Source organism: Curtobacterium flaccumfaciens, from assembly GCF_018598405.1.
Lineage (GTDB): Bacteria > Actinomycetota > Actinomycetes > Actinomycetales > Microbacteriaceae > Curtobacterium > Curtobacterium aurantiacum.
In genome coordinates this window covers 20,497-35,499 of sequence record NZ_JAHEWS010000007.1, presented here as the reverse complement: position 1 = coordinate 35,499, position 15,003 = coordinate 20,497, and the positions used below count along the sequence as shown (strand labels likewise).

The following is a 15,003-nucleotide window of genomic DNA, read 5'->3' as shown; positions in this document are numbered from 1 at the left end:
ACGGGTCTGCGCGCTTCGTACTCAATTCGTGACCCTGGGCAGCACGGTTCCCGCCGCGCGGAGAGCGTTGGTACGGTGGGTCGATGCCAGCCCGCGCGGAGAACGAGGACGTGTACGCCACGGCCGACGCTGCCTGGATGACCGAAGCGGGGGACGCCGACGAGGCGGATGCCGCGGCTGCGCAGGACGACGCAGCCGACGACGACACGGGGGACACGGATGCGGACGACACCGCCACTGATCACGCGATGACCGACGACACGACGGCCACCCGCACCGACGACACGACGGCCACCCGCACCGACGACACGACGGCCACGCTCGGCGGCGACGCGACGCCCACTGTGCCGCGCCCCGCGAAGGCGCGTGCCGGCAAGGGACGCACCAAGCGCCCGGCGAAGGCCGACGCTCCGACTGGCGCCGTGCCTCCCGTCCCGGTTGCGGACGACGACGTGACGGACGCCGGAAGTGCGATCGACGTCGACACCGCCGCCACGGCATCCGCGGCCCCGGCGAAGAAGCGCGCACCGCGCACCGCCGCGCCCAAGCAGCCGCAGAAGCTCCAGCCCGTCGTGCTCGCGGCGAGCGGACTCGTCAAGCGGTACGGGCAGACCCTGGCCGTCGACGAGGTCGACCTCGAGATCCGGCAGGGTTCGATCTTCGGCGTCGTCGGACCGAACGGCGCCGGCAAGACGACGACCCTGTCGATGATCACCGGACTGCTCCGCCCCGACGCCGGATCGGTGACCGTGCTCGACCACGACGTCTGGGCCGACCCGACCGCGGCGAAGCGCAGTCTCGGTGTCCTGCCCGACCGGCTCCGCCTGTTCGACCGGCTGACCGGCGCGCAGCTCCTCTACTACTCGGCCACGCTCCGCGGGCTCGACGGGGCCACCGCCCGCCAGCGCAGCGACGACCTCGCCGAGGCCTTCGGGTTGGGCGAGGCACTGGGCCGCCAGGTGGCCGACTACTCCGTCGGCATGGCGAAGAAGATCGCCCTGGCCGCCACCCTCATCCACTCACCGCGGGTGCTCGTGCTCGACGAGCCGTTCGAGTCGGTCGACCCCGTCAGCGCGGCGACGATCACGGACATCCTCCGCCGGTACACCCGGGGCGGCGGCACCGTCGTGCTGTCGAGCCACTCGATGGAGCTGGTCCAGCGCACCTGCGACTCGGTCGCCATCATCGTCGGCGGCAAGGTCCTCGCCTCCGGCACCATGGCCCAGGTCCGAGGGCGCAAGAGCCTCGAGGACAAGTTCGTCGAACTCGCCGGCGGACGTGTCGTCGCAGAGAGCATGGAATGGTTGCACAGCTTCTCCGGCTGAGGGCGGACCTGCTCGCGGGGGAGGTCCGCGGCACCGCCCGCCGGTCCGTCGCCGTCGTGCTCGGCAGCCTCGCCGGACTCCTCGCCGCCGTGTTCGTCGCTGCGCAGACCATCGCGCTCGGCAGCGCCGACCCGGACGTCGCCCGTGCCGTCGTCGTGCCCGTCGGCACCCTGATCACGTTCGGGTTCACGGTCGTGCCGCTCGTCGTCGGCCGGAGCGACCAGCTCGACCCGCGTCGCTTCACCGTGTTCGGCATCGAACGACGTCGACTCGCGGTCGGGCTCGTCGTGGCCGGTCTCGTCGGCATCCCGGTCATCGGGGTGGTCGTCGTCGCGGTCGGCCAGGTCGTCGCCTGGGCCCGCGACCCAGGGCTCGCACTGCTCGCGGTCGTCGGCGGGCTGCTCGCCGTCGCGACCTGCGCGCTCCTGGTCCGCGTCTGCTGCACCGTCGGTTCGCGGCTGATCGGCCCGGACCGCTCCCGCGACGCCGGGTGGCTCGTCGCACTCGTCATCATCGCGCTCTCGATCCCGACGGTGGCGCTGCTGCTGCGCGTCGACTGGCTCGACCCGCAGGGCACCGAGATGCAGCGCGTCGCGGACGTCGCCGGGTGGACGCCGTGGGGCGCCGCCTGGGCCGTGCCCGCCGAGGTCGCGAGCGGCCACGTCGGCACCGGGGTCCTCAAGCTGCTCGTCGCGGTCGCCGTCGTCGCCCTCCTCGCCTGGGCGTGGTGGTCGCTCGTCGGCCGTGCCCTCGAGACCGTCGACGACCGGGCCCGGACCCGCCGCTACCAGGGCCTCGGCTGGTTCGACCGGTTCGGGTCGGCCCCGGTGTCCGCCGTCGCGGCCCGGGCGCTCACGTACTGGGTGCGGGACCCGCGCTACCGCGCGTCCTACCTGATCATCCTGCTGGTGCCGATCGTCGTCATCCCGCTCGGCGTCGCCGGGGTGCCGTGGCAGTGGACGGCCCTCGTGCCGCTGCCGCTGATGGCCCTGATCGCCGGGTTCCTGCCGCACAACGACGTCTCCTATGACAACACCGCCGTCTGGTTGCACGTGGCCTCGGGAGCACCGGGGTGGAGCGACCGGCTCGGTCGGGTCGTGCCCGTGCTCGTCGTGGGCGCACCGGCGATCGTGGCCGGAGCCGCGCTGTCCGCTCGGCTGTTCGGTGACTGGGCGGCGTTCCCGCTCCTCATCGGGGTGAGTGCGAGCGCCCTGCTGTCCGGCCTCGGGCTGTCGAGCGTGCTGTCCGTGCTCATGCCGTACCCGACCGTCCGACCGGGCGACCACCCCTTCCAGCAGCCGCAGGCCGCAGGCGTCACCGCCACCGTGGCGCAGGCGTCCATGGTGATCGGCATCGTGCTCTGCACGGTCCCCGCTGCCTGGCTCGCGGTGCTCGCCGCCGTGCAGGGTCCGGAACCCTGGTCGGTGCTGACGCTCCTGGTGGGCATCGGGGTCGGTGCCGTCGTGCTGGTGATCGGCGTCGCCGCCGGCGGTCGCCTGTTCGACCGTCGCGGCCCCGACCTGCTCGCGGCGGCGCAGCGCAACTAGCAACCCGACCAGGAGCAACGCGCCCGAGGGCAGACCGTCGTACCCTGGTTGCATGAGCATGACGGAACCAGGCGGCGGCCTCGACGTGATGGACCGGGAGCTCGAGAAGCTCCTCGAAGACGAAGCGATCGAACCCGGTGACCACGAGCGGTTCTCGCACTACGTCAAGAAGGACAAGATCCTGCAGTCGGCCCTGTCCGGCAAGCCGGTGAAGGCCCTGTGCGGCAAGAAGTGGATCCCGGGTCGCGACCCGGAGAAGTTCCCGGTCTGCCCGGACTGCAAGGCGATCTACGAGAAGATGAAGGCCGAGTAGACGCGACCAGACGACGGACGGGAGGCCCGTGGCGACGCCGCCACGGGCCTCCCGTCCGTCGTCTGCGCTGCTGGTCGCACATCGTGAGCAGAAAAGGTCGGGTCGCCCTGGGATACCCGACCATTTCTGGTCACGAAGCGGCGATGCGCCGCGATGCGACGCGACGCGACGCGCACGTGTGCGTGCGTGCCCTAGATCACCAGGGTCGGGATGGCGGGGTCGCCGCGCCCGATGCGGGATGCGTCGGCGGGTAGCTCCGCCTTTGCGCGCTTGTGGTGCGCCCGCGCCGCCTCGACGCCCTGCGTGCCGAGGAACGCCGGGTCGACCTCGCCGCCGGTGACGACGGGGACCAGCAGCGGCCGCTCGTCCGGGCCGACCTGCGCACCCGTGAGCACGATCTCGGCGGTGGCGACGCCGTTGCGGAGTCGTCGGCCCGCCTCCTTCCGGCCGCCGATCGACGCCTTGTCGGCCGACTTCTTGGCGACGGGGACCCAGTCGCCGCCGTCGGCGTCCCGGTGCGCGACGAGCTTGAACACCATGCCGGCGGCCGGGTGGCCGGAGCCCGAGACGACCGACGTGCCGACGCCGTACGAGTCGACCGGGGCGGCTCGGAGCGCGGCGATCGTGTACTCGTCGAGGTCGTTCGTCACCGTGATCTTCGTGCCCGTCGCCCCCAGGCGGTCGAGCTGCGCGCGCACAGCCGCGACGACGGACGGCAGGTCGCCGCTGTCGATCCGGACGCCGCCGAGCTTGCCGTCGGTGAGCCGGACGGCCGTCTCGACCGCGGCCTCGATGTCGTAGGTGTCGACGAGCAGGGTCGTCCCGCTGCCGAGCGCGTCGAGTTGCGAGCGGAACGCCTGCTCCTCGGAGTCGTGCAGCAGCGTGAAGGCGTGTGCGGCGGTGCCCATCGTCGGGATGCCCCAGGTGCGCCCCGCCTCGAGGTTGCTCGTCGCACCGAACCCGGCGATGTACGCGGCTCGGGCCGCGGCGACGGCGTTCCACTCGCCCGTGCGGCGGGAGCCCATCTCGGCGAGGGGGCGGCCGTCGGCGGCGGAGACCATGCGGGCGGCGGCCGAGGCGATCGCGGAGTCGGCGTTGAAGATGCTCAGCGCGAGCGTCTCGAGCACGACGGCCTCGGCGAAGGTGCCCTCGATCTGCAGGATGGGTGAGTTCGGGAAGTACACCTCGCCCTCGCGGTAGGCGCGGACGTCGCCGCGGAACCGGTAGTCGGCGAGCCACGCGGCGGTGCCGGAGTCGATGACGCCGCGGTCGCGCAGGAAGCCGATCTCCTCGTCGCCGAAGCGGAAGTCACCGAGGGCGGTGAGGAAGCGTCCGAGCCCGGCTGCGACGCCGTACCGGCGCCCGTCGGGCAGCCGCCGGGCGAAGACCTCGAAGACGCATCGGCGGTTCGCGGTCCCGTCTTTCAGGGCGGCGTCCACCATGGTGAGTTCGTACTGGTCGGTGAGGAGCGCGCTGGTCACGTCTCCGACACTAGTGACGTGACGGTGGGGAGGCCCGGATCACCTCGGCCGCCCGGTGTCACGGTTCGGTCCGTGCGAGGTTCCGTACTCGGTGGTACCCGCCGAGGGTCGCACCGAGTCCGGAACCTCGCACGGCGCGTGGGCGGACCTCGCACGGTGCGAGGGTCCGGGGCGAGCGTCGGTACGCTGGTGCCGTGACGGATGCACCGATCGGAGTCTTCGACAGCGGGGTCGGCGGCCTCACCGTGGCCCGCGCCATCATCGACCAGCTCCCGCGCGAGAGCATCCGGTACGTCGGGGACACCGTGCACTCGCCGTACGGCCCGAAGCCCATCGCCGACGTCCGCCGCTACGCGCTCGAGGTCATGGACGACCTGGTCGAGCAGGGCGTGAAAGCCCTGGTGATCGCCTGCAACACCGCCTCGTCCGCTGTGCTCCGCGACGCTCGCGAACGGTACGAGCAGGCGTACGGCATCCCGGTGGTCGAGGTCATCCAGCCCGCCGCCCGCGCCGCCGTCAAGCAGACCCGCACGGGCCGCATCGGGGTCATCGGTACCGTCGGCACCATCGCGTCGCGCGCCTACGAGGACGCCTTCGCGGTCGCCGCCGACGTCAGGCTCACCACCGCCGCGTGCCCACGGTTCGTCGAGTTCGTCGAGGCCGGGGACACCTCGTCGCCGTCGCTGCGCGAGATCGCGGCCGGGTACCTCGACCCGATCCGTGCCGCCGACGTCGACACCCTCGTGCTCGGCTGCACCCACTACCCGCTCATGTCCGCCGCGATCCAGTTCGTCATGGGCCCGGAGGTCACGCTCGTCTCCAGCGCCGAGGAGACCGCGAACGACGTCTACCGACGGCTCGTGGAGCACGGGCTCGAGCGCACCGCGACCACCGCCCCGACGTACTCGTTCGAGGCGACGGGCGACGACAAGAACGGTTTCATCCGGCTCGCCCGGCGCTTCCTCGGTCCCGAGGTCTCGAGCGTCGGCCACCTCCAGACGGGGGCCATCACGCTGCCCCGCACCGAAAGGACCCCATGACCGACACACTCCGCGTCGACGGCCGCACCGCCACCGACCACCGTCCCGTCACCATCGAGCGGGGGTGGAGCACGCAGGCCGAGGGAAGCGCGCTCATCTCGTTCGGCAACACGAAGGTGCTCTGCACCGCCTCCTTCACGAACGGCGTGCCGCGCTGGCTCGCCGGCAAGGGCACCGGCTGGGTCACCGCCGAGTACTCGATGCTGCCGCGGTCGACGAACGAGCGCATGCAGCGTGAGTCCATCAAGGGCAAGGTCGGCGGGCGCACGCACGAGATCTCCCGGCTGATCGGCCGCTCGCTCCGTGCCGTGGTCGACACCAAGGCGCTCGGCGAGAACACCCTCGTCATCGACTGCGACGTGCTGCAGGCCGACGGCGGCACCCGCACGGCGTCGATCACCGGCGCGTACGTCGCGATGGCGGACGCGATCGAGTGGGGCCGCGCGAAGGGCTTCATCGCGAAGAAGGCCACCCCGCTCACCGACAGCGTGCAGGCGATCTCGGTCGGCATCGTCAAGGGCGAGCCGATGCTCGACCTCGCCTACACCGAGGACTCCGCCGCCGACACCGACATGAACATCGTCACGACCGGGTCGGGCAAGTTCATCGAGGTGCAGGGCACGGCCGAGCACGCCCCGTTCGACCGTGACGAGCTGAACGTCCTGCTCGACCTCGGCCTGGCCGGCAACCAGTCGCTCGCGGCGATCCAGCGTTCGGTCCTGGGTCTGGCGTGACGTCCCGCGAGGTGGTGCTGGCCACCCACAACCAGGGCAAGGTCGTCGAGCTGCGTGAGATCCTCGGGTCGGCGTTGGGCGAGGGCGTCGAACTCGTCGGCTACGACGGCCCGGAGCCGGTCGAGGACGGCGGCAGCTACGCCGCGAACGCCCTGATCAAGGCCCGCGCCGCGGTCGCCCACACGGGGCTGCCGGCGCTCGCCGACGACTCCGGGATCGCCGTCGACGCCCTCGGCGGGGCACCGGGCATCCACTCGGCCCGGTACGCCGGGACCCGGTCGGACGCCGACAACATCGCGCTGCTGCTCGCGAACATGGAGGGCGTCGTCGAGCGCACCGCCGCCTTCGTCTGCGCCGCCGCGTTCGTCACGCCCGACGGCCAGGAGCACGTGGTCGAGGCCGTCTGGAACGGCGAGGTCCTGACCGAGCCCGTCGGTGACGGCGGGCACGGCTACGACCCGGTGTTCCGGCCGGACGACGCCGATCGCTCGTCGGCGGAGCTCAGCCGCGACGAGAAGAACGCGCTCTCGCACCGCAGCAAGGCGTTCCGAGGCATCGCGCCGATCGTGCGGGAACACTTCGGCGTCTGACGCGCTTTCCGATCTGCACAACCACAGTCGCCCCGAACCACGGAAGTCCGTGGTTCGGGGCCACTTCGGTTGTGCGCGGGCCCGACGAGCGCCAGCGGACGGGTGCCAGCGACCCGTGGAGGCGCGGCGCGGTCAGAGTGTCGGGTCGACCGTCGGAGCGGTCGGGGCCGTGGTGGCCTCGGCGTCGTGCGCGTGCTTCGCCTTGCGGGCGTTGCGCAGGTACGTCAGCGCCATCGGCACGACGGTCACGACGACCGCGGCCAGCAGGATGATGTCGATGTACTCGCGGACGATGTGCGCCACGAACGGGATGTGCCCGATGAAGTACCCGAGGAACGTCACGCCGACACCCCAGACGACGGCGCCGATCGCGTTGTAGAGCGAGTACTTCTTGTAGTTCATCCGACCGACGCCCGCGGCGATCGGGGCGAAGGTGCGGACGACCGGCACGAAGCGGGCCAGGATGACCGCGGCGGGACCGAATCGGTGGAAGAACGCGTTGGTGCGGTCGACGTTCTCCTTCGAGAACAGACCGCTGTCCTTCCGCTCGAAGATCGGTGGCCCGGCCTTCTTGCCGATGTAGTAGCCGAGCTCGCCGCCGAGGAACGCCGCGACCCCGATCATCAGCGCCGCGATCCAGATCGGGATGCCGCCGATCTCGCCGCCGCGGTCGAAGGCGAACAGGCCGGTGATGACCAGCAGGCTGTCGCCGGGGAAGATGAAGCCGATGAGCAGCCCGGTCTCGGCGAACACGATCGCGCACACCACGAGCACGGCGATGGCCCCGAAGTGGTCGAGGATGTACTGCGGATCGAGCCACGGGATCAGGGCGAGTGCGACGGAGTGCATGGTTCTTCCGGTCGTGGAGGCGGGAGTCACGGGGAGGACTCCCGCGGGATGAGGGTACCGCCCGGAGGTGACGCGGCCATCCCCCGCTGGGCTGACCCGCCCGAGGCGTGCGGATGACCGCAACGGTGCGGAAGGAGGGACTGGGTGCGGAAGGAGGGACTCGAACCCTCACGCCTGGGGCACAGGAACCTAAATCCTGCGTGTCTACCGATTCCACCACTCCCGCGAGCAGCGGCAGTCTACCGAGCGCGCGGTGCGGGGCGGACGTGCGCCGAGCCTCCAGGCCGTGGGACGCACCGTGCGCCGGACGCGACCCGGTGCGAGGTTGGTGGCTGGGTGCGGCGCGGTAGGTGTGCACGGAGCGGTCAACGGCGCACGGGTTGACGGACTCCGCACGGTGCGGTGCCGGTGCGGTGCGCGGCGGACGCGCACGCACGGTGCGCGGGCCGCGATGTGGTGCCGGGTTGGTGGCTGGGTGCGGCGCTGTAGGCGTGCACGGAGCGGTCAACGGCGCACGGGGTGACGGACTCCGCACGGTACGCCCCGAAGCGCACGCACGCACGCACGCCCGCACACACGCCCGCACACACGCCCGCGCGCTCCGCGTCAGCGCAGCGGTCGCGGCAGGTACCGGGGCACGTACCGGAGCAGGATGCCCGCGCCGACCAGGCCGAGCACACCCATCACCCCGCTCGCGACCGCGATCGACGCCACAGCCGTCACGCCCGAGATCACGAGCGGCGCCGCGGCGGACCCGAAGTCGCCCGTGAACCGCCAGGCCCCCAGGAACGGTGCCGGGGCGTTGCGCGGTGCGAGGTCCGCGCCGAGCGTCATGAGGATGCCGGAGCCGACACCGTTCGCCAGGGACATGCCCATCGCGATCGCGACGAACCAGCCGACCCGGGCGTCCAGGTGGCCGCTCCAGGCGAGCAGGAAGTAGCTGATGCTCAGGCCGAGCATGCAGGGCAGGGCGCTCGCGAGCCGTCCCCAGCGGTCCATGATCTGGCCGCTCGTGTAGAACAGCGCGAAGTCGACGGCTCCGGCGATGCCGATCACGAGCGCCGCGGTCGAGTCGTCGAGGCCGACGCTCACCGCCCAGAGCGGCAGGATCACCTGCCTCCCGGCACGCATCGCGCCGATCAGCCCGGCGCCGCTGCCGAGCCGGAGCAGGACCGCCCGGTTCGCGCGGATCGTGCGGAACAGGCCCTGCGCCTCCTGCTGGACGAGCTGCGCGCCGGTGTCGGCGGGTGGTTCCGTCGCGTTCTCACGGCTCGCGTCCGTCGCGTGGTCGGTCGCCGGCCGGGAGGCCCGTGGCAACCGCAGACCCCGTGCGCCCGTCACCGGGTCGCGCAGAACCAGGAGCACGGTCGCCGCCGCCAGGCAGCAGACGACGTGGATCCAGAAGGCGCTGCTGGTGGTGCCGGTCAGGTGGACGACACCGGCGGCGATGAACGGGCCGACGAAGTAGCCGAAGCGGAAGACGCCGCCCAGGCTCGACAGCGCCCGGGCCCGGATCCGCAGGGGGATCGCGGTGGTCATGTAGGCGTGCCGGGCCAGGGCGAACACCGCGGTGGAGACGCCGACCAGGAACACGCCGAGCGCCAGGACCCAGGCGTTCGCGGCGGTGGTGGCGACGACCAGTCCGACGACCGACACGAGTGCGGCGCCGATCATCGCGTTCCGCTCGCCGATGCGGGCGACGACGATGCCGGAGGGCACATCGCCGATGAGTTCGCCGACCAGGATGAGCGAGGCGACGAAGCCCGCGAACGCCAGGCTCGCGCCGAGGGAGTCGGCGGCGATCGGGATGATCGGGATGATCGCGCCCTCCCCGATCGCGAAGAGCGCGGCGGGCAGGAACCCGGACAGCAGGACGGACCGGAAGTCGAATGAGTCGTTCCCCGTCGTGGCCATCGCCCGACCAACGGTACGCCAGCGGTACCGCTTCGTCGGCGGGTTACCCTGGAGACATGCGTGTTCTTGCGGCGATGAGCGGTGGTGTCGACTCGGCGGTGGCCGCAGCCCGGGCGGTCGATGCCGGCCACGACGTGGTGGGCGTCCACCTGGCCCTGAGCCGGATGCCCGGCACCCTGCGCACCGGCAGTCGCGGGTGCTGCACGATCGAGGACTCGATGGACGCCCAGCGCGCCGCGTCGGCCCTCGGGATCCCGTACTACGTGTGGGACTTCTCCGCCCGGTTCAAGGAGGACGTCGTCGACGACTTCGTGGCCGAGTACCAGGCCGGCCGCACCCCGAACCCCTGCATGCGCTGCAACGAGCGGATCAAGTTCGCGGCGCTGCTCGAGAAGGCACTCGCCCTGGGGTTCGACGCCGTCGCGACCGGGCACTACGCCTCGATCGTCACCGGCCCGGACGGCTCCCGTGAACTGCACCGGTCGGCCGCATGGGCGAAGGACCAGTCCTACGTGCTCGGGGTCCTGACCGCCGAGCAGCTCCAGCACGCGATGTTCCCGCTCGGCGCCACCCCGTCGAAGGACGAGGTCCGGGCCGAGGCCGCCGAGCGCGGGCTGACGGTCGCGCAGAAGCCCGACTCGTACGACATCTGCTTCATCCCGGACGGCGACACCCGCGGCTGGCTCGCCGACCGCGTCGGGACCGCCCCCGGTGACGTCGTCGAGCGCGACGGCACGGTCGTCGGCTCGCACGAGGGGGCCACCGGGTACACCGTCGGTCAGCGCCGCGGCCTGGCCCTCGGACGGCCCGCGCCGGACGGCAAGCCGCGCTTCGTGCTCGAGATCCGCCCGAAGGACAACACCGTGGTCGTCGGCCCGAAGGAGGCGCTCGCCGTCACCTCGATGTCGGGCTCGCGGTTCACCTGGGCGGGCACGGCCCCGGCCGACCCCGAGACTCCGTTCGCCTGCGACGTGCAGATCCGCGCGCACGCCGACCCGGTGCCCGCGACCGCCCGGGTGGAGGACGACGTGCTCGTCATCGACGTCGACGAGCCGCTGCACGGGGTCGCTCCCGGGCAGACCGCCGTGGTCTACGTCGGCACCCGGGTGCTCGGCCAGTGCACGATCGACAGCACGGTCAGCGCCGTCCCCGTCGACGCCTGAGCCCGCCGCTCCCGGGGCACACGCTCGCTGCACGCCGCGTCGGTGGTGCACGGTAGAACTGATGCCATGAGCGAGACCGACGCGACGTTCGAGACCATCGACCCCGACGGGCTCGACGCCGCCCAGGCCGCGCGCGAGGTCGACCGGTTGCGCGCCCGCGTCAACGAGCTGCGTCACGACTACTACGAGGGCAACGCGTCCCCCCTGTCCGACGCCGACTACGACGCCCTGGTGCACCGCCTCGACGCGATCGAGCGCCGGTTCCCGGAACTCCTGACCCCGGACAGCCCGACACAGACCGTCGGGGGACAGGCGCAGACGACGCAGTTCGCGCCCGTCGAGCACGCCGAACGGATGCTCTCGCTCGACAACGTGTTCAGCCCCGAGGAACTCACCGAGTGGGCCGTCAAGGTGCAGCGTGACGCCGGTGCCGAGCGGGTGCGGTTCCTGACCGAGCTGAAGATCGACGGCCTCGCGATCAACCTGCGGTACGAGCACGGCCGGCTCGTCTCGGCCGCCACCCGCGGCGACGGCGTGGTCGGCGAGGACGTCACCGGCAACGTGCGCACCATGGGCACGATCCCGGACCGGCTGTCGGGCAGCGGGCACCCGCCCCTGGTCGAGGTGCGGGGCGAGATCTTCTTCCCGGTCGCCGAGTTCGACGAACTCAACGCGAACCAGCGCGAGGCGGGGGAGCGCGTGTTCGCCAACCCGCGCAACGCCGCCGCCGGGTCCCTCCGCCAGAAGGAAGAGGGCAAGTCCGAGGCGAAGCGCGCCCTGATGGTCGACCGGCTGCGGCGCCTGCGGATGCTCGTGCACGGCATCGGCGCCTGGCCCGTCCGCGAGCTCGAGCAGGGCACCGACGTCCGCAGCCAGTCCGAGGTGTACGAGCTCCTGCAGACCTGGGGCCTGCCGACGAGCAGTCACTACCGGGTGTTCGACACCATCGACGAGGTCAACGGTTTCGTCCGGACCACGGGGGAGCGCCGGTCGTCCGTCGAGCACCAGATCGACGGCGTCGTCGTGAAGGTCGACGACCTCGCCCTGCACGAAGAACTCGGGTCGACCTCGCGGGCACCCCGGTGGGCGATCGCCTACAAGTACCCGCCGGAAGAAGTGCACACGACGCTCACCGACATCGTGGTCAGCGTCGGCCGCACCGGCCGTGCGACCCCGTTCGCGGTGATGGCCCCGGCCGAGGTCGCCGGGTCGGTCGTCCGGCAGGCCACCCTGCACAACCAGCAGGTCGTCAAGGCGAAGGGCGTGCTGATCGGCGACACCGTGGTGCTCCGGAAGGCCGGTGACGTCATCCCCGAGGTGCTCGGCCCGGTGGTCGAGCTCCGCGACGGCTCCGAGCGCGAGTTCGTGATGCCGACCAACTGCCCCGAGTGCGGCACCGAGCTCGCCCCCGCGAAGGAAGGCGACATCGACCTCCGCTGCCCGAACGCGAAGAGCTGCCCAGCCCAGGTGCGTGGCCGGGTCGAGCACATCGCATCACGGGGGTCGCTCGACATCGAGGGCCTCGGCGAGGTCGCTGCCGCGGCGCTCACCCAGCCGCTCCGCCCGGAGACCCCGCCGCTGGTGACCGAGGCGGGCCTGTTCGACCTGACGATGGAGGACATCGTCCCGATCGAGGTCATCGTCCGCGACGCCGAGACCGGCATGGAGAAGGTCGACGACGACGGCACCCCGAAGCGCGTCACGCCGTTCAGCCGGGCACGCAAGAGGACCGACCCGCCGTTCGACCCCGAGGCGCGCGGTGCCGACTACACCGGGGAGCCGAGCCGCTACCCGTCGAAGAACGCCTTCGAGATGCTCGCGAACATCGACGCCGCGAAGACGAAGCCCCTGTGGCGGATCCTGGTCGGCCTGAGCATCCGCCACGTCGGTCCCGTCGCCGCCCGTGCCCTGGCGAACCACTTCGGCTCCCTCGACGCGATCCGTTCGGCGTCGCGCGAGGACCTCGCCGCCGTCGACGGGGTCGGCGGGATCATCGCCGACGCCCTGCTCGCCTGGTTCGACGTCGACTGGCACCGCGAGATCATCGACCGCTGGACCGCGGCCGGCGTGCAGTTCACCACCCCGGGCCACCCCGGCCCGGGCAGCGCCGACGTCGAGGGCGGCGTGCTGAGCGGCGTCACGGTGGTGGCGACCGGGTCGCTCGAGGGCTACACACGCGAAGGTGCACAAGAGGCGATCATCACCGCGGGTGGCAAGGCGGCCTCGAGTGTGAGCAAGAAGACCGACTTCGTCGCGGCCGGTCCGGGTGCCGGATCGAAGCTCACCAAGGCCGAGCAGCTCGGGGTCCGGATCATCGACGCCGAACAGTTCCACCTGCTCGTGACCGAGGGTCCGGCGGCGCTCGCCGAGCCGGAAGCGCCCGCGACCGAGGACTGAGCGGGCCGCTGGGCACACCGCCGCATGTCCGCGAACCGCGCCGCGCCGCGCGACGTGCCCAGTTCGGGGGGGCAAGTTGCATCGCGCATGGCTGATCCGGGCACATCTCCATAGACTCGGCTGAGCATCACCCGTCGTCTGCAGGGGGACGTCGGGACGGCCTTCCAGGGGGAGACCCGATTGCTGCTCATCGCTGCGGCTCTGCTCACCGCCTCGATGCACTCGCTCGGAGTGATCGAGGCCCCAGGCATGCCCCCGGCACACCCGGTCACGGTCGCCACCGCGACGACGCACATCGTGCCGGTCGACGACCCGGCCGTCGACGGGCTGACGACGAACGCGACCGCACCCTCGGCCGAGGCGGTGACGCGGGTGGGGGTGGACGACCTCGCGACCGCCCGCGGAAGGATGTTCGTCGAGGACCTCGACGCGCTCGGTGCCGCGGACCTCCGCCGTGCGGCCGTCGACCGGCGCGTCGTCGCGACGGTGCAGGACGACCCACCACCGGCGCAGACCGTCGCGCAGTGGTGGTCGCACCTCGACGCCGACGAACAGGACCGGCTCCGCATCCACGCACCGGCCCTGGTCGGGAACCTCGAGGGCGTTCCCTACGTGGTGCGCGACCGTGCGAACCGGGCGATGCTCGCCGCGGGCCTGGCCGACGCCCACGTGGGTGCCGCGCGTGCCGCGATGCTCGGGCAGGTCCGGGACTCGCTCGTGCACGAACCGGGTGACCCGCGGCGGTTCCTGGTGGCGCTCGACACCCGGGGCTCCGGACGCGCGGCGATCAGCATCGGGGACCTCGACACCGCAGCCGACGTCACCGTCGTGGTGCCGGGCATGTTCTTCACCGTCACCGGCCAGATGACCGACTTCACGAACACCGCGAACGACCTGTCCCGCGAGGAGGCCACCCTCGCGCCGCTCGCCGCGACGGGCAACGGTTCGGGGGCCGCCGTCGTCGCCTGGATGGGGTACCGCACGCCGGACCTGTCGAACATCCTGTCGCTCGCGCTGGCACGGACCGGGGCGGAGCGGCTCGGACGCACCGTCGACGGACTGCGACAGATCCGCGCGGGGGACCAACCGCGGGTGAACATCGTCGCGCACTCGTACGGATCGACGACGGCGATGATGGCGCTGGCGACGGGCCGGATGACCGCGGACACCCTGACGGTCCTCGGGTCGCCGGGCAGCGACGTCCGGTCTGCGTCGGACCTCGCCGTCGCCTCCGGGCAGGTGTTCGTCGGCGGTGCGCACAGCGATCCCATCGCGGGCTCCGGGTACTTCGGCACCGATCCGGGTGGGGCGTCCTTCGGCTCCACCGTGCTCGACCTCGCCGGCGGCGCCGACGCGTTGTCCGCCGGTGACGTGTTCCGGCGTCCGGTGGGCCACAACGACTACCTCAAGCCCGGCACCGCATCGCTGCACGACGTCGCCCTGATCGGCATCGGCCGCGGCGACCTGGTGCGCGAGCAGGTCCGCAGGGGCAGCACCGGCGACGACGACATCGTCAGCGCCTCGCCGGACATGTACCTCGTGCGACCGCAGGACCTGCAGCCACGCGACTGACCGGCCCGGACGAGCGGGCGGACGTGACCGGCCCGGACGAGCGGGCGGACGTGACCCGCCCGGACGAGCGGGCGGACA

Annotated in this window: 11 protein-coding genes, 1 tRNA gene and 1 pseudogene; 9 read left to right on the top strand and 4 right to left on the bottom strand. The window is 72.0% G+C overall.

Features of this window, described 5'->3' with window-relative positions; all coding sequences use genetic code 11:
* The first annotated feature begins 83 nt into the window (after positions 1-83).
* Genes KK097_RS06015 through KK097_RS06005 form a run of 3 tightly spaced genes read left to right on the top strand, consistent with a single transcriptional unit; the run spans position 84 to position 3,185 of the window.
* Entirely contained in the window at positions 84-1,325 is a 1,242-nt protein-coding gene (locus tag KK097_RS06015; RefSeq protein WP_250896497.1) for an ABC transporter ATP-binding protein, read from the top strand.
* Positions 1,301-2,872 carry an ABC transporter permease gene (locus tag KK097_RS06010; RefSeq protein WP_214544048.1) on the top strand — a complete coding sequence of 524 codons (1,572 nt, stop codon included), beginning with the start codon at positions 1,301-1,303 and terminating at the stop codon, positions 2,870-2,872. The genes KK097_RS06015 and KK097_RS06010 overlap by 25 nt, the downstream gene beginning before the upstream one ends.
* A 52-nt stretch (positions 2,873-2,924) precedes the next feature.
* The gene (locus KK097_RS06005; protein WP_099051947.1) at positions 2,925-3,185 is read left to right on the top strand and encodes a DUF3039 domain-containing protein; all 261 of its coding nucleotides are present in this window, start codon (positions 2,925-2,927) and stop codon (positions 3,183-3,185) included.
* A gap of 191 nt (positions 3,186-3,376) precedes the next feature.
* Here the strand turns inward: KK097_RS06005 and KK097_RS06000 are convergent.
* A pseudogene (locus KK097_RS06000) lies at positions 3,377-4,669 on the bottom strand (nicotinate phosphoribosyltransferase); the annotation flags it as partial.
* Between the two features lie 191 nt (positions 4,670-4,860).
* Here KK097_RS06000 and murI point away from each other — a divergent pair.
* Genes murI through rdgB form a run of 3 tightly spaced genes read left to right on the top strand, consistent with a single transcriptional unit; the run spans position 4,861 to position 7,030 of the window.
* Positions 4,861-5,706 carry a glutamate racemase gene (murI, locus tag KK097_RS05995; protein ID WP_214531671.1) on the top strand — a complete coding sequence of 282 codons (846 nt, stop codon included), beginning with the start codon at positions 4,861-4,863 and terminating at the stop codon, positions 5,704-5,706.
* The gene (rph, locus tag KK097_RS05990; protein ID WP_111223806.1) at positions 5,703-6,440 is read left to right on the top strand and encodes a ribonuclease PH; all 738 of its coding nucleotides are present in this window, start codon (positions 5,703-5,705) and stop codon (positions 6,438-6,440) included. The genes murI and rph overlap by 4 nt, the downstream gene beginning before the upstream one ends.
* On the top strand, positions 6,437-7,030 hold the full coding sequence (gene rdgB / locus KK097_RS05985; protein WP_214544046.1) for an RdgB/HAM1 family non-canonical purine NTP pyrophosphatase: 594 nt from the start codon (positions 6,437-6,439) through the stop codon (positions 7,028-7,030). Before rph ends, rdgB begins: the two co-directional genes overlap by 4 nt.
* Positions 7,031-7,162: 132 nt before the next feature.
* On the opposite strand, the gene KK097_RS05980 is transcribed toward rdgB, so the two are convergent.
* The 3 genes from KK097_RS05980 to KK097_RS05970 all read right to left on the bottom strand — a co-directional run bounded on the left by KK097_RS05980 (position 7,163) and on the right by KK097_RS05970 (position 9,793).
* The gene (locus KK097_RS05980) at positions 7,163-7,879 is read right to left on the bottom strand and encodes a DedA family protein (RefSeq protein ID WP_214544045.1); all 717 of its coding nucleotides are present in this window, start codon (positions 7,877-7,879) and stop codon (positions 7,163-7,165) included.
* 145 nt (positions 7,880-8,024) lie between these two features.
* Positions 8,025-8,105: transfer RNA gene (locus KK097_RS05975), tRNA-Leu, on the bottom strand.
* A gap of 380 nt (positions 8,106-8,485) precedes the next feature.
* The gene (locus KK097_RS05970) at positions 8,486-9,793 is read right to left on the bottom strand and encodes an MFS transporter (RefSeq protein WP_214544044.1); all 1,308 of its coding nucleotides are present in this window, start codon (positions 9,791-9,793) and stop codon (positions 8,486-8,488) included.
* A 56-nt stretch (positions 9,794-9,849) separates the two neighbouring features.
* Between KK097_RS05970 and mnmA the strand changes: the two genes are divergently transcribed.
* The 3 genes from mnmA (at position 9,850) to KK097_RS05955 (ending at position 14,925) form a co-directional block, all read left to right on the top strand.
* On the top strand, positions 9,850-10,956 hold the full coding sequence (gene mnmA, locus KK097_RS05965; RefSeq protein ID WP_214544043.1) for a tRNA 2-thiouridine(34) synthase MnmA: 1,107 nt from the start codon (positions 9,850-9,852) through the stop codon (positions 10,954-10,956).
* A gap of 66 nt (positions 10,957-11,022) precedes the next feature.
* The gene (ligA, locus tag KK097_RS05960; RefSeq protein ID WP_214544042.1) at positions 11,023-13,353 is read left to right on the top strand and encodes an NAD-dependent DNA ligase LigA; all 2,331 of its coding nucleotides are present in this window, start codon (positions 11,023-11,025) and stop codon (positions 13,351-13,353) included.
* A 180-nt stretch (positions 13,354-13,533) separates the two neighbouring features.
* Complete coding sequence (locus tag KK097_RS05955; protein WP_214544041.1) at positions 13,534-14,925, top strand: alpha/beta hydrolase; 1,392 nt, start codon at positions 13,534-13,536, stop codon at positions 14,923-14,925.
* The last annotated feature ends 78 nt before the right edge of the window (positions 14,926-15,003 follow it).